Genomic DNA, 26,722 nt, shown 5'->3' with positions numbered 1-26,722 from the left:
AAAAACTTCTCGCTATATTTGCCGCTAAAAGCAGAAATCTGATGAATGGAATATTTATTCTTGTAACAATTGTTCTTTACTTTGGCTTATTGTTATTGGTCTCACGTTTGGCGGGGCAGTCGCATGCAGACAATGATGCGTTTTTCCGTGGTAACAGACAGTCGCCTTGGTATTTGGTGTCATTTGGGATGATTGGGGCTTCTCTTTCCGGAGTTACCTTTGTATCGGTGCCGGGAATGGTAGGAGGTATTGATATGACTTATTTACAGACCTGTCTTGGGTTCAGTGTAGGATATCTGGTCATTGCACATGTGTTGTTGCCTTTGTATTATCGCTTGAACCTGACTTCTATTTATACTTATTTGGGGGAAAGGATTGGTGTACGCTCGTATAAAACCGGAGCTTCTTTCTTTTTGCTTTCCAAATTGCTTGGAGCTTCTGCACGCCTCTATCTGGTGTGTCTGATTCTGCAGCGCTATGTGTTCGATGTATACAATATACCTTTTGCCCTGACGGCTACGGGAACGGTTGTTCTGATTTGGCTTTATACCCGTCGGAGTGGCATCCGTACCATAGTGTGGACTGATACTTTACAGACTTTCTGTCTGCTTGCTGCATTGGGACTTATATTATATAAGGTATCGGATGTGCTGCATGTGCATGGAAGCAGCCTGTTTGAACTTGTACGCAATAGTGAGCATAGCCGTATTTTTGTGTTCGATGACTGGCATTCGAAGCAGAACTTCTTCAAACAGTTTTTCAGTGGAATCTTTATTACTATTGTGATGACAGGTCTCGATCAGGATATGATGCAGAAAAATCTAACTTGTCGTAGCTTGAAGGAAGCACAAAAGAACATGTATTGTTATGGGTGTTCTTTTTTACCGGTCAACTTGCTGTTTCTGATATTAGGCATTTTATTGCTAATGGCTTATTCGCAGTTTGGAGTGGAAATTCCGGCCAAAGGGGATGAACTTCTTCCGCAACTGGCAGCAGGGGGATATTTAGGATATGGAGTGTTGGTGCTGTTTACGATTGGGATTATTGCAGCAGCTTTTTCGAGTGCTGATTCGGCTCTGACTGCACTGACCACCAGCTTTTGTATTGATCTTTTGGGAATAAACCGCTATACCGAACAGAAGGCAAGAGGAATACGCCGGAGAGTACATTTCTTTATCTCATGTGTATTTATAGGTTGTATTCTGGCATTTGAAGCCATAGGAAGCCAAAGTGTTATTGACACTATTTACGTTTTGGCTTCTTATACGTATGGACCTTTATTGGGATTGTTCTGTTTTGGACTCTTTACACACCGTTGCCCGAGAGATCGTTTTGTTCCTTATATTGCATTGGCTTCTCCACTGTTGTGCTATGCATTGGACGAAACCGTGTGGAGGCTGACTGGATATAAATTCGGATACGAAATGCTGATGTTCAATGGCCTGCTTACTTTCTGCGGGCTGTATATGTTGAGTATGGGAAATCCGTTTCGAAAGGCAGTTGAAAAACTATAACAGGTTAGAGTCTTTTTTTCAACAGGCTGATTCCCTTTGGCTTATTCTACCAGTTCGTAGCTGCAAATCTGTATAGGCATATCCAGGTTGTGTAAGACTTTTTCCAACATAATACCTTCCAGATTGTTGTATTCATATCCGAATGTGGCGCGGATGCCTTGCAAGATGAATTGAGTCGCACGGTCGAGTGCAATTGGAAGACTGTCTCCCTGCATCAGCGAGCCGGTTATTACGCTGGTAAAGGTGTCGCCTGTCCCCGGATAATGGGCCGGCAAATAAGGACAAGTTACTTTCCAGTATTTATTCCCATTTCGATTATAGGCATATACAGAGGTCATGTGAGGGTTGTCTGCTACAGGCACACTGGTAACGATGACAATCTCCGGCCCTGCCTCCGACAGATCTTTCAGATAAAGTTTCAGCTCCTTATCGCTGACAGCAGACTGATAAGGTTTATCCAGCAGGCGGAACAGTTCAGTCATGTTGGGAGTAATGATATCAGCATAACGGATAAGATGGCGCATCTCTGTGACCATCTCTTCCGAAATACCGGTATATAACTTGCCATTGTCTCCCAATACCGGGTCGACTACAACCAGATCCTGGTCGGGACGGCGAAATTTAGCAATAAATTCACCTACAATCCGAGCCTGACGGGGAGAACCCAGATAGCCGGTGTAAAAAGTATCGAATCGCATATTCAGTTTTTCCCAGTTCTCGATGATGCGTGTCATTTCATCGGTAAGGTCGAGAAAAGAGAAAGTAGGATATTGGGTATGTGTCGATAAAACCGCTGTGGGTAGGGGGCAGACTTGAAATCCCATTGATGAAAGGATGGGAATGACTGCCATAAGTGATACGCGTCCTACCCCCGAGAGGTCGTGTACGGCTACTACTTTTTTTACTTGATTCTGAATATGCATAATTGGGTCTTTTAAAAATAACGTGCGAAAGTAGCAATAATGCTTAAATTTCCCAACCTTCTTCACGTAAAGCCTCTTTCAGTTGCTCAAAACTTTCGTTTTCTACTCCTTTCTCTATGAACTCATCGAAGGCATTGCCATTGAACTGTTGCCAGGTAAAATGGGAGTCAATATGAGCATCGGGGGCGATGGATAGATACAATTCCATTGCTTTTTCATAATCTCCCGTAAGTATATTGTAATGAGCCCATCGGCTGATTACCTGAGGCTTTTCCTTAAATTGTGAAGGAAGACACTGGTAAATCATTTCGGCAGCTTCGGGTTGTGATGCCAATAAAGAAATGTATAAGCCATTTATTAAAGTATCAATACCTTTTTGAGTCGTCACAAAAGCGTCAAATATCTGTATGCTTTGTATTTGAGTAATGGTGAAAGCCCGTGCTTCCTGATGGTGTGCATGCATAGCCAGAATGTGTTCACTGTCTATTTCTCCCTCCAGCATGTCATTGAACAGACCTTCGTAAGGCAGGCTGATTCTGTTTTTATTCTGGGGCTGGAAGCAGACCCAATAAAGATTACGTTCGGACGAGCGGCCGTTCTTGTCGCGGTAGGTGATGTGCAGCGGATGGTAACTGCAGATAGCCATCAGTAAGGTTTCTGCTATTTCACTGCCATTTCCTTCGTCCGAAAAATCGCAGATCATACTGTCGGTCAGGTAGGGAGTTTCCAGTCCTTCTATACGGCTTATTTCATCGTGTGCAATGAAATGTGGCTCATCGAGAATGACTTCTTTTCCTTCTATTCCCCAAGTGAATAATTCTGTCTTGACCTGAAGATTTTTTGACTCATAAATATATTGAGAACCATTATGCATTGTGGTGACACGGGTGTACGGATAATGCAGGGTACTTTTCTCAAGTTTTGCTTTCATATCTTGATAGGCCTGCAGTAAATCACGGTTTTCTTCGGGTGCATTTATTTCCGGTTGAACAGCCTCTTCTTTGCATTCAATTTTTTTGCTATTATCCGTTAATTCATTCTGTCCTTCAGTCTGTTCATCAATAGGTGCTTCCTCTGTCTCGTTTTCTGTACCTGCAGAGGTTGTATCTTCTGGCTGATTCTGTTCGGCTGTATCTTCTATGTCGTTTGCTTCTGTTTGTGTATCCTCCTTCTTTTGGCTTTCATTTTCCTTGTTAAGGTTTTCCTGCAAGGCTTTTACAGCTTCCTCTTTTTCCTGTTTAAGTTGCTGAAGTTTCTCTTGAAGTTCGGCACAGTCTTTTTCCAGTGCTGTATTATCTTGTATAGCCTGGTTTAAGTTACTTTCCGTGTTTATCTGCTCTTGTTTGGACTGCTGGAGCTCTTCTTTCAGATTGACTATATTCTTTTCCAATACAGCTTTATCTTCAACGCTTTGGTTGAGAGTCTGCAAGATGTCTGTGTATTGTTTTTGCCATTGTTGTACTTCTTCTGTAGTTCGATTATGTTCCTTTTCTACCTGAGAAAGTTGTGTATGCAGCAATTCTACTTCCTGCTGCAATTTTTGGTTTTCCTGTTGCTGTGCAGTAAGGCTTTCTTCGAGCTGTGCAATCTCTTTGTTGCGGTTTGTCTCTTCTTTTTCAAGACTCTCCGACAATGCTTTTACTTTCTCTTCTTTCTCTTGTTTAAGCTGTTGGAATTCTTCTTTTAAAGACGCTACGTTCTTTTCCAGTACAGCTTTTTCCTGCTCCGATTGAGCCAGGCTTTCCTGCGAATCCGTATATTTGTTCTGCCACTCTTGTACTTCTTTCTGTGTTTTCAGCTCTCTGTCTTTTGTTTGAGAAAGTTGTGCTTGGAGCTGTTTGTTTTCCTGTTGCAGGCTCTGGTTTTGATGTTGTTGTGCAAGAATGTTCTCTTTGAGCTGTGTCACTTCCTTGTTACGGCTCATCTCTTCCTTACTCAAGTTCTCCGATAATGTTTGAGTCGTTTTTTCTTTTTCTTCCTTGAGTAGCTGAAGTTCTTTTCTCAACTCATCAAGAGCTTTTTCCAATGTCGTGTTTTCTTGCTCTGATTGAGCCAGACTCTGTTGAGTGTTTGTATACTTGCGTTGCCACTCCTGTATCTCTTTCAATGCCTCTTGTTTATTGCTTTCTACTTGAGTCAACTGCGTGCGCAATGCTTCCAGTTCGTTCTGTAAACTTTGGTTTTCCTGTTGTTGGGCATGAATAGTAGCCTTATGGCCTTCCCTTTCTTGTTCTGTAGCCTGTAACACTTGTTTAAGCTGACTGTGTTCTGAAGCTGTATGGGTAAGAGTAGTGATTTGCTTGGCTTGTTCCTCTTTGGTGGTTTCCAGCAAGGCATATTTTTCACTTAGCTGTTCCAACTGTACAGCAAGCAACTGATTCTCTTCTTCTGCCTTTTGTGCCTGTTGGCGTACAGACAGAATCTGTTCGGACAACCGGTCGATTATTCCTTTCTGATCAGTGATTTCTTTCTCCTGCAGACCGCTGGTATGAAGTTGCTGCTCCAATTTAGTCTGTAAAGACGCTACCGTTTTCAGCAGACCACTTGAGTCTTTTTGTAAGATAGCGATTTCCTGCTGTTGGGCAGCAATAGCAATCAATTGTTCTTTGATTTTATCTTCTGATTTAGATAATTGTTTTTGGGCATCGGAGAGCTGTGTACGTTTGTATGAAACCTCCTTATTGGCATCCTTGATGAGGAAAGACAATTGTTGGTTTTTGGTTTGTAATACATCAATGCTGTTTTCCAGTTCTTCTATGTCAATACCTGTAAGTCCTTTTATCAGGTGCAGTGTAAGTTTATTCATAATAATCAGAAAGATAGATGATTTAAATTTGGCGCAAATTACGGAAATATTCTTGAGAGTACAAGAGTATTCCTCAATTTAAATTAATATTTATGAATGAAAATTTACTAAAAATGCTCTCTTTTCATTAGTTTTGTACGCGATAATGATAAATTGATATGGAAAATAAGATTACTTCAAATCTTTATGTAGGGAGAAACAAAAACAATAGTTTGATAAATAAGAAAATGATATTCCGTATTTTAGGCATTTTATTGTTCCTGGAAGGAATAATGTTTCTTGTGTGTGCCGGAGTATCGCTTTGTTATCGTGAAGCTGATTATATTTATTTTATATATTCAACTCTGATTGTAGCTGCAGTAGGAAGTTTGTTTTTGTTCTTAGGAAAAAATGCAGAAAATACGGTTACCCGTAGAGATGGATATTGTATTGTAGCGTTTACATGGTTATTGTTTTCTGGTTTTGGAATGTTGCCTTTTTATATTAGCGGTGAAATTCCTTCTGTAGCTGATGCTTTTTTTGAAACAATGTCAGGTTTTACTACGACGGGAGCTACTATTTTGGATGACATAGAAGCACTTCCGTATGGAATGTTGTTTTGGAGAAGCTTTACTCAGTGGATTGGTGGATTAGGGATTGTATTCTTTACCATTGCAGTTTTGCCTATTTTTGGAGTAGGAAATCAGGTCTTGTTCTCGGCAGAGGCTACAGGAGTGACTCATGATAAAATACATCCTAAAATCAGTATGATGGCAAAATGGCTTTGGACAGTATATGTTATTCTGACTGTAGTAGAGGCAATTTTGCTGATGTGTGGGGGAATGAATCTTTTTGATGCGGTATGTCATTCGTTTTCTACTACTGCGACTGGCGGATATTCTACGAAGCAGGATAGTGTAGCTCATTGGAATTCACCTTTTATAGAGTATGTAATAGCTGTCTTTATGATTCTCTCCAGTGTGAACTTCTCTCTGTATTTTATGTGCTTGAAGGGTAAATTTACTCATTTGCTTAAAGACGATGAGTTTAAAGGTTTCCTGATTTCAATAGGAGTTGTGACGCTGATTATTACCTTATCTCTGATAACTTATAATAATTATGGCGTGGAGAGTGCTTTTCGTAAGGCATTATTCCAGGTTGCTTCGGTACATACATCTTGTGGATTTGCTACCGATGATTATAATGCTTGGGCGCCATTTACTTGGATGTTGCTTATTTATACAATGGTGGCAGGAGGATGTACCGGTTCTACTGCTGGAGGTATAAAAAGTATGCGTTTGCTGATAGTCTTGCGTAATATCAAGAACGAATTCAGCCGTCTGATTCATCCCAGAGCAGTATTGTCTGTCAAGATTAACTCTCAGACAGTTTCACCCTCTACTATTTCTACAGTAATGACTTTTGTACTCACATTTTTTATCTGTGCTTTTGTAGGATGGGTTGCCCTGATGTTTCTTGGTGTAGGACTGACTGAATCTTTTAGTACAGTTGTTTCCAGCCTGGGCAATGTGGGACCGGGATTAGGGGCATTTGGTCCGGCTTTTTCATGGAGTGCCTTGCCTGATGCTGCAAAATGGATTTTGTCGTTTCTGATGTTGATAGGCCGTCTGGAATTGTTCGGTATCTTACTTATGTTTGCTCCAAGCTTCTGGAGAGGACAATAAGCAAGGAAATACGTTTTCTCTTAGCTGCCGGCAGTTGTATTTAATAAAAAAAACAGACCATATTCTGGAGCTTGTGTCTCCAGTATATGGTCTGTTTTCTTATATAAATCTTATTCAGGATTCAAACTTTCCATAACGTGTAGGCAAGAGGGTTCTGTCTCCCAAAGTATTATCTATTCGTGCTACATTTATCCAGAATTTATTCTCTCTGACACTTTCTATGGGGTAGACTGCCTTTTCGCGGCTGTATGCATGTGTCCATTGATTGCCTACAGCTTCATATTCCGGGTGAGGAGCGTTGATTAATACATTGTCTTCGCGAGAGGCATCTCCTTGTTTCACTTCTTCTATTTCTTTCCAGATTTGTTGCATGGAGCGAATAAAGTTATCCAGCTCATTCAGACTTTCACTTTCTGTTGGTTCAATCATCAATGTACCATGAACGGGGAAGGAAAGTGTAGGAGCATGATAACCATAATCCATGAGTCGTTTTGCTATATCGTTTTCGGAAATTCCGCTTTCTTCATGTGTTTTACGGCATTCCAGTATCATCTCATGCCCCACAAAGCCATTCTTTCCCTGATATACAACCCCATAAGTATCTTTTAAGGAAGCTGCCAGGTAATTGGCATTTAAAATGGCTGTTTCGGTAGCACGTTTTAATCCTTCAGCTCCCATCATACAGATGTATGCATAAGTAATCGGGAAAATACCGGCACTACCGTAAGGTGCTGCTGAAACTTCATTCTGCGGATGTCCAAAATGTACGTGTCCGGGTAAGAATGGAATCAAATGTTCGGCTACGCATACAGGACCTACACCCGGACCACCACCTCCATGAGGTATAGCAAATGTTTTGTGTAAGTTCAGATGACAGACATCGGCACCGATTGTTCCGGGATTTGTCAGTCCTACTTGAGCATTCATATTGGCCCCGTCCATATAGACTTGCGCTCCACATTTATGGATAATCTCACAGATTTCCTTGATGTCTGTCTCAAAAATACCATGAGTAGACGGGTAAGTAATCATCAGAGCAGCCAACTGGTCTTTGTGTTCTTCTGCTTTTGTGCGCAAATCTTCCAAATCGACATTTCCATGTTCGTCGCAAGCACAAGTCAGAGTCTCGTAACCGGCTTGTATGGCCGATGCCGGGTTGGTTCCATGGGCTGAGGCCGGTATGAGAATGAGATGGCGGTGTCCTTGACCTATACTTTCCAGATAGCTGCGTATGATGCGGAGTCCGGTATATTCTCCGGCTGCTCCAGAGTTGGGTTGTAAAGTTACTCCTGCAAATCCGGTGACAATTTTCAGCTGTTCGGAAAGATTGGTTATTAATTCTGTATATCCCACTGCCTGATCTTCAGGTACAAGAGGGTGGATATTCATCCATGCAGCGTTGCTCAATGGAAGCATTTCGGCTGCTGCATTCAGTTTCATGGTGCAAGAACCCAATGAAATCATAGAATGGGCGAGTGAAATATCTTTCCTTTCCAGTCGTTTGATGTAACGCATCATTTCAGTCTCTGTATGATATTTCTGGAATATTTCGTGGGAAAGATAGCTGCTGGTACGGCACAGTTCCTGCGGAATAGAATCTTGCTGTGGTATATCGTATACCTCATGTACAGACTCTTCGGCGGCAATTCCAAACACAGACAGCAACTGATGGCAGTCTGCCGGAGTTGTTGTTTCGTTCAGGCTGATGCCGACTTCTCCGTTGTCGAAATAGCGGAGATTGATTTCTTTGCTTAGTGCAATGGTGCGCAGTTTCTGAGGAGAAACATGTGCAGGAAGCCCTAAACGGAGTGTATCGAAGAAAGAAATGTTCTTTTGTGTGTATCCTAAATGAGTAAGCTGATTGCCGAGCCAGGTAGTCATGTGATGAATGCGTGTGGCAATCTCCTTTAAGCCCTCAGCCCCATGATATATTGCATAGAAGCCAGCCATTGTAGCCAATAAGGCCTGTGCTGTACAAATGTTTGAGGTTGCTTTTTCACGTTTGATATGCTGCTCGCGCGTTTGCAGTGCCATACGGTAGCATAAGTGTCCATATTTGTCTTTAGACAGACCGATGATACGTCCGGGCATGCTTCTCTTGAATTCGTCGCGTGTTGCGAAGTAGGCTGCAGAAGGTCCTCCATAGAACATCGGAATACCCAGTCTTTGTGTACTGCCAAATACAATGTCTGCTCCCCATTCTCCGGGAGGTACCAGCAAGGTGAGGCTGAGAACATCTGCGTCTACAGCCACTTTACATCCCGCTTCGTGCGCACGTGCTGTAAATTCTCGATAGTCCTCAATATTACCACTGTTGTTCGGATATTGTACAATACATCCGAAGATATCCGGAGTAAACTCCAATTCCTTATAGCTTCCTACGCGGACAGTAATACCTTGAGGGATAGCACGTGTCTGGATAACAGCTAGGTTCTGAGGAAATATTTCTTCGTCTACAAACAGAGTGTTGGCTCCACTTTTCTGTTGGGCACGAGAGCGGAGATTATGCATCATGGTAGCTGCTTCTGCCGCTGCCGTAGCTTCATCCAAGAGCGAGCAGTTGGCCAATGGCATAGCCGTCAGGTCGCTGATCATAGTCTGGAAATTAATCAAGGCTTCCAGTCGTCCTTGTGAAATCTCGGCCTGGTACGGGGTATATGAAGTATACCAAACCGGATTTTCAAATACATTTCTTTGAATGACAGGAGGAGTAAAGGTGTCGTACCATCCGCATCCTATGTAAGATTTGTAAATCTTGTTATGAGAGGCCAGTTGAGTAATGTGAGTCGCAAATTGATGTTCTGTCATGGCCGGTGGAAGTGCAAGCGGTTCTTTCAGAAGAATATTTTCAGGAATTGTTTTGCTGATTAATTCTTCAAGGCTATTCACTCCAACTTTTTCCAGCATGGTGGAAAGATTTTCTTCTGTAATGCCGATGTGTCTGTCGGCAAAGACATCTGTTTTCATGTTTTTAAGGTTTTATAAAGGTAGTAATGCGGTAATCCTTTTTTATGAGGATTACCGGAAGAAAGGGTTGGCTGTTTTTTCCCGTCCGATAGTGGTTGCGTCACCATGTCCGGGGTACACTGTCGTTTCATCGGGAAGGATAAAGAGGCGATTGGTGATTCCGTTTCGGAGCGTGGTAAAATCACCTCCGGACAAATCTGTACGCCCGATGCTTCCATTGAAGAGCACATCACCACTGAACATACATTGAGCTGAGGCTGCATAAAACACAAGACTACCGGGAGAATGCCCGGGCACGTGAATCGCTTCTAAAGTCGTATTGCCAAAACGAATAAGCTCTTTATCTTCGATGTATCGGCCTAAAGGTACGGCAGGTTCGTTGATTTCGAAACCAAACATGCGGCATTGGTCGGCTACTTGATTGAGCAGGAATTCGTCAGCTTTATGTGCTTCGGCCTGTAATCCGAATTCACGTTTGACAAACGGATTGCCAAACACATGGTCCAAATGCAGGTGAGTGTTCAGCAAGTGAGTTACTTTCAGATTGTTGTCTGTGATGTATCTTTTCAATTCCTGCTGTTCATCAGGGTAAAAGCATCCGGCATCAATGATTACCGCTTCCTTGGTGTCGTCCGATAATACATAGCAGTTTACCGGAAACATATTGAATTCAAATCGTTTAATTTTCATAGATGCAATCAGTTCTTATCGGTTGATAGTCACATATACCACTTTTTTAGTCTCGAAAAACTCTTCACTGAAAAAGTCTTTCAAGTCGGAAATTACAGTCTGGTGTTTCACCGGAAGAATTTCCTTTTCCAATTCTCCTCCTTTCAGGCAGATCAGTCCATTGGGAAGAGCATTCTGCTGCTCTTTTTTGATGTTTTTTCTGACTATTTTCAATAGGTCGGTAAGCGGCATTACGGCGCGGCTGACCACAAAATCGAACAGTTCCTTTTCTTCTTCAGCCCGGCAGTGTCGTGTCGTTACATTGGTTAGTCCTATAGCGTGGGCTATTTCTGTGGCGACTTTCACCTTCTTTCCTATACTGTCTACTAAATGAAAGTGAGTGTCGGGGAAAAGAATTGCCAATGGTATTCCCGGAAAACCTCCTCCTGTACCTAAGTCCATGATGGTTGTTCCCGGTTTGAATTGGATAATTTTAGCTATTCCCAAAGAATGCAGGATATGATGTTCGTACAGGTTGGTAATATCTTTGCGTGAAATCACGTTGATTTTACTGTTCCAGTCTGTATATAGGTCATATAATGCAGCGAACTGCTGTTTCTGTGTTTCTGTAAGGTTTGGAAAATACTTGAGGATAATGTCCATATTGTATTATTTGTTCAAATAAGTTTCTATATTGTTGTAAGGAATGGTCAGTTTGAAATCTCCGCAGGCATAAGGAGCAATTTCATATCGGTTGTATAAGAAGCTGACTTCGTCTTTGCCCAAAAGGAAGTTTTCCGGAATATAAGGATCGGATTCCAGCAAAATACCTATCGATTGCAAGTCTTCTATCGTACGGATGGTGTCTGTTTTCATCCGTGTGTTGACTTCTTTTATCAAAGCCTGTAAAATAAGACCACATATTTCTTTTTCGTTTTCTTTTTTAAATACATCTTCTGCAGTCAGAACTCTTCCGGAAGTTGCATCAATATTCAGCCATTTAGAGTAAGTGTTGGGGTGTGCCCCTCCTGTAGATTCGAATGTAGCTACAGTATAGTTCCATATGCTGTCTCTTCCTTTTTCCAGATTAGCCTGGATGTCATATCCATAATTGTACCATCCCGGAATATCCTGTTCGTCCATGCCGTTATATACATCAGCCTCGTAAAGCTTCAGTACATCTGTTCTATACGAACGTATGTAGTTGTCGGCCATTTTGGCTGAAACAGATTCGGGAGCTACTCCGATGTATTTCCCTTCGAATAAATTCTTTTGTATTTCACTGTTGATCAGCATAGACAGTGAATCTTCAGCTGAAGCCGGAGTCAGATAAGTGTACTCTATATAGATTTTACAGGAAGGAGATGATTTTACATCGGACTTCAGGTAAATCGTTGTATCAATAACGGAACTGGTTATTTCAGCCTGTGGCTTTTGTTTCTGTTCAGTACAGCTTTGCATCAAAATACCGGATGCAAGGAAACAAAAGAAAGTAGATAGTAAAAGGTAAGTTTTTCTCATTGCCTTTATTCTTTTGAGGTTATTCTATGTTTTCTGTCTCTATTTTGACAAATATAGTATTTCTTCTCGAATTGACCACTTAAAAAAACGACTTCTTTCGTGTGTATGAGTTAATATTTCTTTTTATTTTTGTCAATATGCTACTTTAAATGAAATGGATATTATGAAAACAGAATATTGGGGGCAGATTGCCTATGCTGATTCGTGGCATCGGCAGGCAGAGCTGTTCGAGGAATTGGTTGCGGCAAAACAGCAGCATCTGCCGTATTGTAATCGTTTGATTTTTTGCGAGCATCCGCATGTATATACTTTAGGCCGTCATGGAAAGCCGGCAAATATGTTGCTGAATAAAGAGCAGTTGCAGGCAGTTCATGCGGAGCTGTTTCAGACAGACAGGGGAGGGGATATCACGTATCACGGACCGGGACAAGTGGTTTGTTATCCTATTTTAAATTTGGAGGATTTTCATCTGGGCTTGAAGGATTATATTAACTTGCTGGAAGAAGCTGTAATCAGAGTATGTGCAGCCTATGGGATACAAGGGCAACGGGTTGCCGGAGCTACGGGAGTATGGATTGAGGTGGGGACTTCAAGAGAACGTAAAATTTGTGCCATAGGAGTACGCAGCAGTCATTATGTGACGATGCACGGACTGGCACTAAACGTAAATACAGATTTACGATACTTCAGTTATATACACCCTTGTGGATTTGTGGACAAAGGAGTTACTTCTATTGCCTGGGAAACCGGATGTGAAGTTTCTATAGAAGAAGTTGTGAAAAAGCTGGAGTATGAATTAAGAGATTTGCTGGAAAGAAGAATGAAAGTTTCTTGAACGGCAGTAGTGTCGGCTGAGTTGTTGTTCTGAAAATACAGAAAGAATGATAGTGGATAAAAAAAGAAAAGACCTTTAAGAATTTCTTAAAGGTCTTTTTATTGTACACCCTCAGGGATTCGAACCCTGGACCCACTGATTAAGAGTCAGTTGCTCTACCAACTGAGCTAAGAGTGCATCCGTTTTTTTAGGGAGGTTCCTGGCGGATTCGAACCGCCGTACACGGTTTTGCAGACCGCTGACTAAGCCACTCATCCAAGGAACCGTTGCTTGTTTTCTCAATTGCGATGCAAAGGTACGACTATTTTTGTAATTTGCAATAGCTATGCTTAATTTTTTTAAATTTTATCTTTGCATGAGTTGGCTTTCTGAGACAGTTGACACCCGGAACATCCACAACTACAGCCATTTCCTTTGCCTGCACTTTTTTTCTTAAAAAATCCGAGAATGTGTTTCCCCGCGTAAGCAACGCAGAGAAACACAATAATATATACAATGATGTTTTGCATAAACAGGTTGTTTTGACTTTAAATTATACAATCAGACTGCCTATCTGGAATACAAGGAAAGATACAATCCATGCCAGTATAGTGGTGTATCCCGCAGCAAAGGCGGCCCATTTCCAACTGCCCGACTCCTGCCTGATGGCTGCAATGGTAGCTATACACGGGAAGTAAAGCAGGGTAAACAGCATATAGGCAAAGGCTACCAGTGGTGTAATTTGCGATTGCTGTGCAATACGGGTAGGCAGTGTGTCGTCGTCCAGATTTCCGTCGTTGGTATACAAGACTCCTAGTGTACTGACCACTAATTCTTTGGCTCCAATACCCGACAGAATGCCGATACCCATTTTCCAGTCGAATCCTAAAGGCTTGATTACCGGTTCGATGGCTTTTCCTACCTGTCCGATGTATGAGTTTTCCTGTTGTTCTGCTATTGTATCATATTTATCGTGATTCGGGTAATATCCTAAGAACCAGATAATGATAGATGCAATCATGATAATGCCTCCCATCTTTTTCAGATACTGTGCACCCTTTTCCCATGTATGTCGTAAGACAGCTTTGCTGGTCGGCATACGGTAAGGAGGAAGCTCCATTACAAAAGGCGTATCGTCACCCTTTATCAGGAATTTGGTAAACAGACGGGCCATCAATACAGCCAGCAGAATACCGGTTGCGTAGATTATCAGCAGCATAAGTCCTGCCTGATGAGGGAAGAAGGCACCCACCAGTACCAGATAAATAGGTAGACGTGCACTGCAGGATATCAGCGGGTTAATCAATATCGTGACCAGTCTCGATTTGCGGCTTTCGATAATACGCGATGACATGATAGCCGGCACATTACATCCGAATCCCATAATCAGAGGAATAAACGATTTGCCGTGCAGCCCCATCTTGTGCATAATCTTATCCATAATGAAAGCAGCTCTTGCCATGTATCCGGAATCTTCCATGAAGGAGATGAACAGATACAGCAATAAGATATTAGGCAGAAATACAATGACACCTCCTACGCCCCCTATGATACCATCTGTAATCAGATCCTTCAGCGGACCGGCCGGCATGAATGCCTCTACCAAGGCTGCAATTTGTTCTACAATCCATTCTATCCCTGCTTTAGGGTATTCTCCGAAAATGAAGGTACATTCAAACATCAGATAGAGGAAGATAAAGAAGATAGGGAAGCCCCAGATTTTATGTGTAACGATGCTGTCTACAATGCGGGTAAACATCTCGCTGTTCTGATGCTTGTCGATGAAAGTTTCTTTCAGTGCTCCGGAAATAAATCCATATTTTGCATCTGTAATTGCCTGTTCACAATCCTCGTTCAGCGACAGTTTTATCCGCTGCTCTTCTTTATGCAGTGTAGTGAGAATTTCGTCCCGGTTGGGAAGATTATTGATTACACTGGTTTCAATGTCTTTATCATTCTCCAGTAGCTTGATAGCCAGAAAACGGGTAGAATATTTACTGCGGATATTTTCGTTCTTGCCTATTTCCTTTTTTACAGCATCGATGGCTCTTTCCAGTTTAGGTCCGTGGTTGATGTGGATGTGGCGGATGTAGTTCTGGGTTTCAATTCCTTCCTCTTCCCCCGATGTACTTCCGTATTTATGGTCCGGTACATATTCATCGTGCCAGGTGCGGAACTCCCGTAAGGCTTCGGTTTCTATTTCTTCTTTCTGTCCTTTAAAGTCAGCTCCTTCATACAGTCCGATAATGACATGAAACAACTCCTCTATACCTTTGCCGTTTCTGCTGATGGTTGGAACAATGGGGACTCCCAACAACTGGCTTAGCTTTTTGTGATCCAGCTTGTTGCCACTATGCAGTAAGGCATCGTACATGTTGAGTGCGATAACCATTCGTACATTCATGTCGATAAGTTGTGTGGTAAGATATAAGTTACGTTCCAGATTCCCTGCATCTACCACATTGATAATGACGTCCGGTGTTTCTTCGATGATGTGTTTGCGCACATACAATTCTTCAGGGCTGTATGCCGACAAAGAATAAGTACCCGGAAGGTCTGTCAGCCGGAAGTGATAGCCCTGAAAATCGAAATGTCCCTCTTTGGCATCCACGGTTACTCCACTATAGTTGCCTACATGTTCGTGTGATCCCGATGCCACATTGAAGAGAGAAGTCTTTCCGCAGTTCGGATTCCCGACCAGTGCCACATTGATTGTGCGGCGTTTTCCTTGTGCAATGGCCTTCATTTTCTCGTCGGGCACAGGAATACTTTCGGAAATCGGTTCATGAAAGCTGAATTCGTTGATGGTAGAGCGCGCTTCTTCTTCGCTGATAATTTCAATCATGTCAGCCTCTTGCCGACGTAAGGATATCTCGTATCCCATTACCTTATACTTGATAGGGTCTTTTAATGGAGCATTCAGCAGTACTTCTACGGTTTTTCCTTTGATGAATCCCATTTCAATGATACGACGGCGGAATCCTCCGTGACCTAATACTTTGACAATGACTCCTTTTTCTCCAGTCTTTAATTCTGATAGTCTCATGCTTGTAATCTTTTGCATCGCAAAGATAAATAATAGAAAAATGCTGTGCAAGTTATTTAGATTGTTTTTAAATAACGATGCTTTTGCGTTTGATTACAGTTTATTTTAAAAGTGTTTTAAGTCATTGTTTTTTATTTTTGTTTTTCAGATAAAGTTCTGAAATAAGCCTGCTACAAGTTGAATTTCGGGTATAAATCTTATCTTTGTATTATTTCATTTCAGACAAGTATGCAAACTATTTTAATTATAGAAGACGAGAAACGGGTAGCCGATTTGCTGAAGGCCGGCTTGGAAGAAAACGGTTATCAGACCATGGTAGCCTACGATGGAGCCATGGGCTTGAGGCTGTTTCAGGCTTACTCGTTTCAGCTGGTTATATCCGATATTATTTTACCCAAACTGGACGGCTTTGAGTTGTGCAAGGAGATTCGTAAGCAGAATGAGCGGATTCCAATTCTGATGCTCACGGCTTTGGGTTCTGCCGATGACAAGCTGGAAGGGTTTGATGCCGGTGCCGACGATTATATGGTGAAGCCGTTCGATTTCAGAGAACTGATAGCCCGGGTAAAGGTTCTGTTGCGGAGAAACGGAGAGGCGGTAGTAGCCCCTCCCGAAGAAGTAGTGTATGCAGACCTGGTCATCAACCGGAACCGGCATGAAGTGACGCGGCGGAATATTCCCATCAAGCTCTCTCCAAAAGAATACAATCTGCTCCTCTATATGGTAGAGCATGCAGAGAAGGTAATCAGCCGGGTAGAAATAGCAGAAAAGGTATGGAATACCCACTTCGATACAGGTACCAACTTTATAGATGTGTACATCAATTACCTGCGCAAGAAAATTGACAAGGAGTTCGATGTCAAGCTCATTCATACCAAGCCGGGAGTTGGATTCATTTTAACAGACAAATTATGAAGATACGTACAAAACTGACCTGGCAGAATACCGGCGTTACTGCAGCTGTATTTTTGTTTTGCATGTGCCTGATTTATCTGTTGAGCGAACAGGCACGCAGCCGTACGTTTTTCCACGATTTGAAGAGCGAGGCTTTGACCAAGGCACACCTGTATCTTCAGAATCAGGTAGATGCCCAAACCATGCAGTCCATTTACCTTAACAACAGGAAGTTTATCAACGAAGTAGAAGTGGCGGTCTATACCACCGACTTCCGTATGCTCTATCACGATGCCATACAAAGTGATATCATAAAGGAAGACCGGAGCATGATAAACGATATTCTGAAGCGCAAAGAAATCGAGTTTTATATAGGCCGTTATCAGGGAATCGGTATGCTCTATCCGTTCGGGGGAAAAGAGTATATTGTGACCGCGGCAGCCTACGACGGATACGGGTATGACAATCTGTATGAGCTGCAGCAAACACTTCTGATACTTTTTGTGGTGGGTCTGACCTTGCTGTTTCTTGCCGGATATTTCCTTGCCCGTGCATCCTTGAAGCCTATTCGCGACATTGTAAAAGAAGCAGAGAGCATCACGGCGCAGCATATCCACAAACGCCTTCCCGTGAAGAACGGGAAAGATGAATTGGGCGAACTCAGTACCACGTTCAATGCCCTGCTGGAGCGTCTGGAAATATCGTTCAATTCCCAGAAAATGTTTGTCAGCAATGTGTCGCACGAGATGCGTACCCCACTGGCCGCCCTGATGGCAGAATTAGACCTGGCCTTGCAGAAAGAAAGAACAGGAGAACAATACAGGCAAGCCATGCAGAATGTCTTGCAGGATGCCCGCCGGATGAACAAGCTGATCGACGGACTGCTCAATCTGGCAAAGGCTGATTACCAGAAAGAACAGATCAAGATGCAGGAAATCCGTCTGGACGAATTGCTGCTCGATGTAAGAGAATTCATTCTCAGGGCACACCCCGAGTATCATATCGATCTTCTGTTCGAGCAGGAGGAAGCCGATGACGACCGTCTGATTACCGTCATGGGAAACCTTTATCTGCTGAACATCGCTTTCTCCAATCTGATAGAGAACAACTGTAAGTACTCGGACAACAAATCTTCGTTTATACAAATCTCTTATTGGGACAAGCATACCGTCATTCGTCTTTCCGACAGTGGCATTGGCATGTCGGATACAGACAAAGCACATCTTTTTACCCTGTTTTACCGGGGAACACAAGAAAGTGTCACAGAAGGACACGGCATCGGTATGGCCTTGTCGCAGAAAATCATTCATCTGCATCAGGGTACAATCTCTGTACATTCGGAGGAAGGCAAGGGTACTACCTTTGTGGTTGAACTGCCTCATATCTGATATTAAAACGAACATAACCCTTTGTGTAAGAGTGGTATTGGAATTCACTGGAATTTTTCTAATGGTTTTCTAATACCACTCTAATACTTTTCTAACGGCTGCTTTGGCAAGTACGGTATACTTTTGCGGCGTGATAAGACAAAACAAATACTAACTTGTAAACCAAAGTATCATGTGGAAGAAAAAGAAACGTACCTCTCAATTTGCTTTTAATGCAGAGAAAGTATTTTTGGCAGCAGCACAACCACTCGAATCCGTATTCAGTTATTTTCAGACCACCCGTTCCGGTCTTGACTCGCAGGAAGTAGAGAGCCGTCAGTCTTTGTATGGTAAGAATGAAGTAGAGCATGAAAAGAAGAAAAATCCCATATCGTCGTTCGTCAAGGCGTTCATCAATCCCTTTATAGGTGTACTTACCGCTTTGGTTATCATCTCGTTTGTACTGGATGTGTTACTTGCCGAACCCGGAGAGCAAGACTGGACAGCCATTGTCATTATTTCCAGCATGGTGATATTCAGTGCTATTCTCCGTTTCCGTCAGGAATGGAAAGCCAACATGTCGAGCGAGGCTTTGCTGAAGATGGTAACCAACACTTGCTATGTAAAGCGTGTGGGTTGTCACGACGAGGAAATCAGCATCGCAGAACTGGTACCGGGCGACATTGTCATGATTGCAGCAGGCGATATGATTCCCGCAGATATCCGCATCGTCGAGGCCAAAGATCTGTTCGTCAGTCAGTCTTCCCTCACAGGAGAATCGGACCCCATAGAGAAATGTCCGGAACAGAAAGACCACAAGTACAGCAAGGGAAGTGTCGTCGAACTGGACAATATCTGCTATATGGGTTCTAACGTAGTCAGCGGGTCGGCCACCGGAATTGTTTTTGCTACCGGAAACCATACCTATCTGGGTACTATTGCAAAGAGCATTGCCGGACACCGTGCCGCTACAGCTTTCGACAAGGGCATCAGCAAAGTCAGCTTCCTGCTCATCCGTTTTATGCTTGTCATGATTCCCTTTGTATTTCTGGTAAACGGATTGACCAAAGGCGACTGGCTTGAAGCATTCATCTTCGCAGTTTCTGTGGCAGTTGGTCTGACCCCCGAAATGCTCCCTATGATTGTTACCGCCAATCTGTCGAAAGGCGCAGTGGCCATGTCGAAGAAAAAAACGATTGTAAAAGACCTGAATGCAATACAGAACTTCGGAGCCATGAATATCCTCTGCACCGACAAGACCGGTACATTGACCTGCGACCAGATTGTATTGGAAAAATACATCAATGCAGACGGAAGCAGCGATAACGACAAGCGTATACTGCGCCATGCCTATTTCAACAGCTTCTTTCAGACCGGACTGAAGAATCTGATGGATAAGGCCATCCTGTCGCACGTAAAGGAATTGTCTCTTGAGCATCTGAAAGACAATTACAGGAAAGTAGACGAAATACCTTTCGACTTTACACGCCGCCGCATGTCGGTCGTGGTAGAAGACAACCAGGGAAAACGCCAGATTATTACCAAGGGAGCGGTAGAAGAGATGCTTGAAATCTGTTCGCATGCCGAGTTCGACGGAAAGGTACAGGCTTTTACTCCGTCTCTGAAAAGCAAGGCAAAGGAGATAAGCGAACAAATGAATAAGCAAGGCATGAGAGTCATCGCCGTGGCGCACAAAAGTTATCTTGACAAGGACTGCTGTTTTGAAGTGAAAGACGAGAGCGATATGGTACTGATTGGCTATCTGGCTTTTCTCGACCCTCCCAAGCAGTCGGCTGCAAGTGCCATCAAGCAATTGCATGAACATGGCATCGAAGTAAAGATTCTTTCTGGCGATAATGATGCAGTAGTACGTACGATTGCCCGCCAGGTAGGTATTGATACCCGCCATGCGGTGACCGGTATGGAACTGGCTGCAATGAGTGAGGAAGAACAGCAGAAAGCGGTACGCGAATCGAATGTCTTCTCCAAACTGACTCCCATCCAGAAGACCCAGATTATTACCTTGCTTCAGGAACAGCAGAATACAGTCGGTTTCCTGGGCGACGGTATCAATGATGCCGCAGCTCTTCGTCAGTCGGATATCGGAATCTCGGTCGATTCTGCAGTCGATATCGCAAAAGAAAGTGCCGATATCATTCTGCTGGAAAAAGACCTGATGGTACTGGAAGACGGAGTACTGGAAGGACGGAAGACCTTTGGAAACATCACCAAATACATCAAGATGACGGCAAGCTCCAATTTCGGAAACATGTTCAGTGTGATGGCTGCCAGTGCATTCCTGCCTTTCTTGCCCATGCTGCCCATTCACCTGCTTATCCAGAATCTGTTGTATGACGTGTCGCAAACCACCATTCCCTTCGACCGTATGGATGCGGAATATTTGCGGAAACCCCGCAAGTGGGATGCCTCGGACTTGAGCCGTTTCATGATTTTCGTGGGTCCTATCAGTTCCATTTTCGATATTGTGACCTATCTGGTGATGTGGTATGTCTTCAGCTGCAATTCGCTGGAACATCAGACTCTGTTCCAGTCCGGATGGTTCATCGAAGGACTGTTGTCGCAGACACTGATTGTGCACATGATCCGTACGCGTAAGATACCGTTCATCCAGAGTTGCGCTTCCTGGCAGGTCACCGGTCTTACCTTCCTTATCATGGCCATTGGTATTCTGATACCTTTTACTCCTTTCGGCACCTCTATCGGGTTGCAGCCACTGCCTTTGGAGTATTTCCCGTGGCTGGCAGGTATCCTGCTTTCTTATTGCGTACTGACACAACTTGTAAAGAACTGGTATATCAAACGATTTGTAAAATGGCTTTAAATCATGCAGATAAAGAAACAGATCATGCTTGGGGTGATGATGGTGGTTGCGACGGGCAACCACCGCCTCGAAGCGCAGGAATTCGGACTGACTTACACTACCGAACTGCAGACCGATTTTCGTAAAGGAAGCAACTGGGTAAATTTGTTGCGGAGCGATTTCTCTTTTCCGATAACCCGTCAGGTGGAACTGAAAGCCGCTACAATCAGCGTGGCACGGACAAGAGAGGCGCGTCTGGCAGACGATTTGCAGACTTTTTCGAATATAGAGGAAGAAAACATTCCGCTTGCACTGGCTGTATGTGGGGCAGAGTGGCATACCGGAAGATCAACGTTCTTTGTAGGGATACGTAATTTGAATGAAGACTACTTCGCCTCTCCCTGTACCTCTCTGTTTACAAACAGCTCCTGCGGTATCTTCCCAACCTTGTCGGCCAATTATCCTATCGCCAACTATCCGTTGGCATCGGTAGGCATAGACTACAAGCTGACGCTGGAACATTGGGAGGTGGAAACTTCGCTCTACAACGGTACCGGTTACCGCATGTGGGCCGGAAGAGAAAATGTATTCCGTGTGTGTCCGGCTACAGACGGAATACTCAGTGTGGCATCAATAAACTATCGGAAAAATGGCAGCAACTATTATATGGGGTTTGCTTTACGCAGCGGCCTGCCTGTGGGCGATGAGAATGGAAACGAAACACAGGCATCGGCACCGGAAACGCAAAGACAACTGAACACCGTAATCTGGACGTATGCAGAGCAGCGTCTTTCTTCCCGTGTGTATGCACTGTGTCAGTATTCCTTCAATCCTACAGAAAAAAACGGATGCCGCAGCTATACAGGTGCCGGACTGGTCTGGCACTGCGGGAAGACAGAAGGAGGTGCATTTGCCGATTATGCCGATTTCTCTTCCGAACACGAATGGGCTGCCGAACTGACCTGGAAAGTTCCCTGCCTGAAACACGGATACCTGCAGCCCACTTTGCATCTTATCAGAAATAGTCATGAAAGCAAGGTGATTGGTTTGCTCCGGTTGGGATATTTCATTTAAAATTTATAAGTTTGTATCATGTTTATCCGTAAAATCAGTCAGTATATAGAAGACAGGCAACTGTTTTTCCCCGGAGCGAAAATCTTGGTTGCCTTGAGTGGGGGAGCAGACTCTGTAGCCTTGCTGCGTGTGCTGCTTCAGTTGGGATATTCCTGTGCAGCTGCCCATTGTAATTTTCATTTGCGCGGAGCCGAGTCGGACCGCGATGAGGCTTTTGTGCGTGGTCTGTGCCAGAAGTTCGGTGTACCCTTGTCTGTCACCCATTTCGACACACAGGCTTATGCCGTACAGAAAGGGCTGTCCATTGAGATGGCTGCCAGAGAACTGCGTTACGAATGGTTCGAGAATACAAGAAAGGTAATACATGCCGATTTCATCGCTGTGGCCCATCACCGTGACGACAGTGTGGAAACCTTCCTGCTCAATCTGATTCGTGGAACCGGTATTGCCGGACTGACCGGTATTGCTGCAGTCAACGGAAAGATTATACGTCCGCTGCTTGGTGCCGGACGAAGTGAGATTCTCGATTATCTGGCAGAGCTGGGACAGGACTATGTGACAGACAGTACCAATCTGGAAGATGCCTATACGCGAAACAAGTTGCGCTTGAATATACTCCCGCTGCTGCGCGAAATCAATCCCTCTGTCGACGAGTCGATAATGGAAACCGCACACCGTCTGGCCGATGTGGAAACGGTATATAGAAAATCTGTGCTCGAATCGTGTAAACGGGTGATGGAAAATGAAAACAGCATCAGCATACCCCGTCTGCTGGAAGAATCTTCTCCTCAGGCAGTGTTGTTCGAACTCTTATATCCGCTGGGCTTCAATGCCGCTCAGCAAAAAGATGTCTACCGAAGTCTTTCTGCCGAGTCCGGACGTCTTTTCTATTCCAAAACGCACCGTTTGCTGAAAGACCGCAATAACCTGCTGATTCAGAAACTGGAGAACCGTACAGTCTGTATGACTCTTCATCAGAAAGTAGTCGATTTGGCTACGGCAAAAACTTTGCTGCGCCACAAAAATGTAGCTTGTCTGGACAGAAGTAAAATACACGGTCCGCTGGTGCTCCGAAAATGGCAGGCAGGCGACCGTTTCATTCCTTTTGGCATGAAGGGCTTCAAGCGGGTACGCGACTATCTGTGCGACCGGAAATTCTCTCTCTACCAGAAAGAAGAACAATACGTAGTCTGTGCCGGGGAAGATATTGTGTGGCTGGTCAATGAACGGACCGACAACCGCTATCGTGTGACCGATGCAACTACCGCCGTACTTGTCTTGTCGGTAGAACCTTCGGTGGAGTGAGGTTGAAAAAAAGAGATTTTTTCAAAGTTATTTGATGGATATCGTGATATAAACACATAATAATCAAGTCAATGGGGAGGTTTTTAGCAAGCCTGAAAAAATGGTAAATACTACCTGTAAGGTGGAGATTTGGCGTTTTTGCGGGCTTGTTTTCACTCCCGCCTACCTTTGCCAATGTTTCAATCAGTTAAGGGAAAATAGAATACCGCTCTCCCTGCCCGAAGGGTAGGGGTTATGCGTTAGGGATTGCAGGGGAAAGCCCACAGCAAAGCGAGGACTTGCAGCGGAAAGCCCGACCTGAAGGGGAACGCCCAAAATATCAAATGCTGTCAATCACGTTCAGAATAGAATCCGGCTTCTCGACTGCTCTCAAAACAGAATCCGGGTCAAAACCCATATACCCGATATAAGTACGTATAAGGTTATAATGGCGTCTTGCATATGTAGTATCAATGGCACGGGCAGCATTGAAACATATAGGTTCATGATGGGCAATACGGTTCCTAAATTCACGAATAGCCGTCAGATCCTTTAAATATCTGACTGTTTTAAGCCATGTGCCTTGTTTGGGAATATTTTGAGCAATGTCTTGCCACCCACACGATAATTTCTCTTAGTGAAAAGATAAGTCCAGAAGCCAAAAGTAAAGGAAGCAACCATCTTATCATTGTTATAAACGCCCATAGCTGTATATGAATTCTGTGTCTTCTGAATATCGGCAGCATCATGTTCAAGTAGGCCACCAACACGTGCCTGATTGATTATCCAGTTGGTATCATGAAAATAACCTTGATAGTGTATATTGATAGCATTACGCAATATTATTTCAAACATACCTATAACACCATAGAAACGCTGGCTCAACTTGATATTATACTGATAAAGCCGTAAGGTTTTGGTTCTGTCATTGCCACAGGCTTGTGCGTATTTATTTAGTCTTGCTGGTGAAAGAACCCGCAAACATTCATCATATTTCATTTGAAAATTTATTAAAAGTGAAGTTTTTCTTACAAAAATAGAAATTAATGCCTATATTTGCAAGCGTAAGATCCTGCAGTCCCTGCTTGTAAGAGCAAACTACAGGGTTATTGTTTTTTATAGAAGTAAACGTAATTAAATAAAAGGGCAGAACGCTGACACCCTATTATTATCAAGACGGAACACGTACAGCTTATACACGAGTGGGTAATGAAAGTGTGGAATGCAATTCGCAACAACTTCTTTCATTGGTATTAAAGGGTACGCACATGACCTGGGATTCTCTGCCTACACAAGTGGATGCCAACAAACATTCTTTCGTTATCCTTGCCAACACTTTCCGCGAGCAAACCCATCAGGAATGGAACGATAAGTATTTGGAATCATTCGGACTTGTCACATCTGAAGGCAAACTGACCAATGCCGGATTGCTGTTTGTAGACAATTGCACTGTATTCCAATCACGTATTTTCTGCACCCGTTGGACAGGACTTTATAAAGACGATGCAATCAGTTCCGTAGAGCATCGGGCAAATCTTGTATTGCTTTTGAAATATGGCATGGACTTCATCAAGAACTATACCATGAGCGGATGGGTGAAGATGCCGAACTATCGCCTGAATCTCCCCGACTATTCCGACCGTGCTATCTTTGAAGGATTGGTAAACCATCTTATCCATAGAGATTACACAGTAATGGGTGGTGAAGTACATATTGACATCTATGATGACCGGGTAGAATTGGTATCACCAGGAGCAATGCTTGATGGCACACAAATCCAAGACCGGGACATATATAAAGTACCGTCCATGCGCCGGAACCCTGTTATAGCGGATATGTTTACCCAATTGGACTAAATAGCAAGCCTGAAAAAATGGTAAATACTACCTGTAAGGTGGAGATTTGGCGTTTTTTGCGGGCTTGTTTTCACTCCCGCCTACCTTTGCCAATGTTTCAATCAGTTAAGGGAAAATAGAATACCGCTCTCCCTGCCCGAAGGGTAGGGGTTATGCGTTAGGGATTGCAGGGGAAAGCCCACAGCAAAGCGAGGACTTGCAGCGGAAAGCCCGACCTGAAGGGGAACGCCCTAACAGAAAATCAAGAATTTCTAATCTTTTTGGTAAGTAATAGATGATAAATAGCTACCTTTGAAGATGATACAGAAAGAAGAACAATAAATATGAAAGATAATTGGCTTGAAATATACGATATACTTAGTTACTGCATCAACAATGGAGTAATGGAATCAACCTACCAAAGAGAGATAGAGAACTGCTTTAAAATACTCGGCTGGAGAAAGACGAACGGCACTTTGCAGTCACAAGTGCCCATACCTATAGGAAGTAATAACTTCATCAGACCTGATATAGTATTTCAGAAAGAAAATGAGAACGGCAATATCGTACCTGTAATAGCGGTAGAGATAAAGAGACCGGACAACATAAAGAGTGAAAGACAGGAACTGCAACTGTTTTCATACATGAGACAGCTTCGTCTGAACTTTGGATTGTATATTGGAGAGAAAATACAGTTATATTATGATGCTCAGGACAACAAAGAGAATCCAATAGCAACCCCCGTACCTGTAATAAATGAACATATACCTGAGAGTAACAGTTCACAAACAAGAGATACGACTCGATTCTCCTTTGATGGTGGAGCAAAATACTATAACAAAAGAAAGTTTGTACTGGAGATTATAAAGGACTATATCCAAAAACATCCGGGAATAACATTTAATGAAATGGAAAAGGTATTCTATCCGGAAATTCATAGTAGAAGTAGAGGGGTTATCAAGAGATATGAGGAAGTACAGCAAATGGAAACAGCTATCATAATACCGGCACACAATATTCCGGCTTTCAAGCCAGCAAAGGAATTTGTAAAGGAGGTGAGTAAAATAAATTAAAGAAAGATGAGAAAAGAACATGAACTAGCAGACTGTATAAAGTGGGGATGGATATATCACCATACAGGAATACCAACAACCGAAAAAAAAGAGGGTGAAGTGTACATACCTCATTTGAAATTTTATGTATCCGGTTTCCCGACCAGTCCTTTTGGTATAGAATGGATGCGTTTTGAGGAAGATTGTCCCATGCACCCGCTGATAAAGAAAGTACCTCATATTGCATTTGAGGTAAAAGATATAGAAAAGGAAATAAAGGAAAGAGGGCTAACTGTACTAACACCGATAAACTCACCTGCAGAAGGTATATTTGTCGCAATGATAGAACACAATGGCGTACCCATTGAGCTTATTCAATTTGATATCTAATAAACTTTGGAACCTATTTCCCCTGTATCAGAAATTCAGGGGAAAACATCCTTCACGCAGCATATATATGTAAAATCACAT

The 26,722-nt window shown here is 43.2% G+C and carries 19 protein-coding genes, 2 tRNA genes and 1 pseudogene; 11 read left to right on the top strand and 11 right to left on the bottom strand.

Annotation, left to right across the window (positions count from 1 at the left end; all coding sequences use genetic code 11):
- Positions 1-41 precede the first annotated feature (41 nt).
- The gene (locus WKU26_RS01665; RefSeq protein WP_340320666.1) at positions 42-1,514 is read left to right on the top strand and encodes a sodium:solute symporter; all 1,473 of its coding nucleotides are present in this window, start codon (positions 42-44) and stop codon (positions 1,512-1,514) included.
- A 41-nt stretch (positions 1,515-1,555) separates the two neighbouring features.
- Here the strand turns inward: WKU26_RS01665 and WKU26_RS01660 are convergent, their stop codons facing one another.
- Positions 1,556-2,437, bottom strand: a complete 882-nt coding sequence (locus tag WKU26_RS01660) for a pyridoxamine kinase (RefSeq protein WP_178267297.1) — start codon at positions 2,435-2,437, stop codon at positions 1,556-1,558.
- Positions 2,438-2,480: 43 nt separating this feature from the next.
- Entirely contained in the window at positions 2,481-5,243 is a 2,763-nt protein-coding gene (locus WKU26_RS01655) for a hypothetical protein (protein WP_340320665.1), read from the bottom strand.
- 158 nt (positions 5,244-5,401) lie between these two features.
- On the opposite strand from WKU26_RS01655, the gene WKU26_RS01650 reads away from it, so the two are divergent.
- The gene (locus tag WKU26_RS01650; protein WP_340320664.1) at positions 5,402-6,907 is read left to right on the top strand and encodes a TrkH family potassium uptake protein; all 1,506 of its coding nucleotides are present in this window, start codon (positions 5,402-5,404) and stop codon (positions 6,905-6,907) included.
- Between the two features lie 114 nt (positions 6,908-7,021).
- On the opposite strand, the gene gcvP is transcribed toward WKU26_RS01650, so the two are convergent.
- Genes gcvP through WKU26_RS01630 form a run of 4 tightly spaced genes read right to left on the bottom strand, consistent with a single transcriptional unit; the run spans position 7,022 to position 12,064 of the window.
- The gene (gene gcvP / locus WKU26_RS01645; RefSeq protein WP_340320663.1) at positions 7,022-9,874 is read right to left on the bottom strand and encodes an aminomethyl-transferring glycine dehydrogenase; all 2,853 of its coding nucleotides are present in this window, start codon (positions 9,872-9,874) and stop codon (positions 7,022-7,024) included.
- 51 nt (positions 9,875-9,925) lie between these two features.
- Positions 9,926-10,564 (bottom strand): MBL fold metallo-hydrolase, encoded by a 639-nt coding sequence (locus WKU26_RS01640; RefSeq protein ID WP_340320662.1) that lies wholly within the window; start codon positions 10,562-10,564, stop codon positions 9,926-9,928.
- 15 nt (positions 10,565-10,579) lie between these two features.
- A complete protein-coding gene (gene rsmG / locus WKU26_RS01635; RefSeq protein WP_178267292.1) occupies positions 10,580-11,206 on the bottom strand; it encodes a 16S rRNA (guanine(527)-N(7))-methyltransferase RsmG in 627 nt (208 codons plus the stop codon).
- Positions 11,207-11,212: 6 nt separating this feature from the next.
- Positions 11,213-12,064, bottom strand: coding sequence for an RsiV family protein (locus tag WKU26_RS01630; RefSeq protein ID WP_340320661.1), 852 nt, complete (start codon positions 12,062-12,064; stop codon positions 11,213-11,215).
- A gap of 163 nt (positions 12,065-12,227) precedes the next feature.
- Here WKU26_RS01630 and lipB point away from each other — a divergent pair, with 163 nt between their 5' ends.
- Complete coding sequence (lipB, locus tag WKU26_RS01625; RefSeq protein WP_340320660.1) at positions 12,228-12,899, top strand: lipoyl(octanoyl) transferase LipB; 672 nt, start codon at positions 12,228-12,230, stop codon at positions 12,897-12,899.
- Between the two features lie 104 nt (positions 12,900-13,003).
- Here lipB and WKU26_RS01620 read toward each other — a convergent pair.
- From WKU26_RS01620 to feoB, 4 genes are all read right to left on the bottom strand, one after another.
- A tRNA-Lys gene (locus WKU26_RS01620) sits at positions 13,004-13,076 on the bottom strand.
- A 16-nt stretch (positions 13,077-13,092) separates the two neighbouring features.
- Positions 13,093-13,164 (bottom strand) — tRNA-Cys (locus tag WKU26_RS01615).
- Positions 13,165-13,237: 73 nt separating this feature from the next.
- A complete protein-coding gene (locus WKU26_RS01610; RefSeq protein WP_340320659.1) occupies positions 13,238-13,408 on the bottom strand; it encodes a FeoB-associated Cys-rich membrane protein in 171 nt (56 codons plus the stop codon).
- Between the two features lie 23 nt (positions 13,409-13,431).
- The gene (gene feoB, locus WKU26_RS01605) at positions 13,432-15,924 is read right to left on the bottom strand and encodes a ferrous iron transport protein B (RefSeq protein WP_340320658.1); all 2,493 of its coding nucleotides are present in this window, start codon (positions 15,922-15,924) and stop codon (positions 13,432-13,434) included.
- A gap of 228 nt (positions 15,925-16,152) precedes the next feature.
- Between feoB and WKU26_RS01600 the strand changes: the two genes are divergently transcribed.
- The 5 genes from WKU26_RS01600 to tilS all read left to right on the top strand — a co-directional run bounded on the left by WKU26_RS01600 (position 16,153) and on the right by tilS (position 23,385).
- On the top strand, positions 16,153-16,839 hold the full coding sequence (locus tag WKU26_RS01600; RefSeq protein ID WP_178267286.1) for a response regulator: 687 nt from the start codon (positions 16,153-16,155) through the stop codon (positions 16,837-16,839).
- Positions 16,836-18,206: a HAMP domain-containing sensor histidine kinase gene (locus WKU26_RS01595; RefSeq protein ID WP_340320657.1), complete on the top strand. Its 1,371-nt coding sequence runs from the start codon at positions 16,836-16,838 to the stop codon at positions 18,204-18,206. Before WKU26_RS01600 ends, WKU26_RS01595 begins: the two co-directional genes overlap by 4 nt.
- A 169-nt stretch (positions 18,207-18,375) precedes the next feature.
- A complete protein-coding gene (gene mgtA, locus WKU26_RS01590) occupies positions 18,376-21,027 on the top strand; it encodes a magnesium-translocating P-type ATPase (RefSeq protein ID WP_340320686.1) in 2,652 nt (883 codons plus the stop codon).
- A 3-nt stretch (positions 21,028-21,030) separates the two neighbouring features.
- Positions 21,031-22,080 carry a hypothetical protein gene (locus tag WKU26_RS01585; protein ID WP_340320656.1) on the top strand — a complete coding sequence of 350 codons (1,050 nt, stop codon included), beginning with the start codon at positions 21,031-21,033 and terminating at the stop codon, positions 22,078-22,080.
- A gap of 18 nt (positions 22,081-22,098) precedes the next feature.
- A complete protein-coding gene (tilS, locus tag WKU26_RS01580) occupies positions 22,099-23,385 on the top strand; it encodes a tRNA lysidine(34) synthetase TilS (RefSeq protein ID WP_340320655.1) in 1,287 nt (428 codons plus the stop codon).
- A 531-nt stretch (positions 23,386-23,916) separates the two neighbouring features.
- On the opposite strand, the gene WKU26_RS01575 is transcribed toward tilS, so the two are convergent.
- On the bottom strand, positions 23,917-24,363 hold the full coding sequence (locus tag WKU26_RS01575; RefSeq protein WP_340320654.1) for a hypothetical protein: 447 nt from the start codon (positions 24,361-24,363) through the stop codon (positions 23,917-23,919).
- 143 nt (positions 24,364-24,506) lie between these two features.
- On the opposite strand from WKU26_RS01575, the pseudogene WKU26_RS01570 reads away from it, so the two are divergent.
- The 3 genes and pseudogenes from WKU26_RS01570 to WKU26_RS01560 form a co-directional block, all read left to right on the top strand.
- Positions 24,507-25,217: pseudogene (locus tag WKU26_RS01570) on the top strand (ATP-binding protein); the annotation flags it as partial.
- A gap of 326 nt (positions 25,218-25,543) precedes the next feature.
- Positions 25,544-26,272 carry a hypothetical protein gene (locus tag WKU26_RS01565; protein WP_340320653.1) on the top strand — a complete coding sequence of 243 codons (729 nt, stop codon included), beginning with the start codon at positions 25,544-25,546 and terminating at the stop codon, positions 26,270-26,272.
- Positions 26,273-26,278: 6 nt separating this feature from the next.
- On the top strand, positions 26,279-26,641 hold the full coding sequence (locus WKU26_RS01560; protein WP_340320652.1) for a VOC family protein: 363 nt from the start codon (positions 26,279-26,281) through the stop codon (positions 26,639-26,641).
- Positions 26,642-26,722 lie beyond the last annotated feature (81 nt).

Origin of the sequence: Phocaeicola sp. HCN-40430 (assembly GCF_037890285.1) — a bacterium.
Taxonomy (GTDB): domain Bacteria; phylum Bacteroidota; class Bacteroidia; order Bacteroidales; family Bacteroidaceae; genus Phocaeicola; species Phocaeicola acetigenes.
Note: the sequence above shows the minus strand (reverse complement) of the source record. Positions and strands in the feature narration are given on the sequence as shown.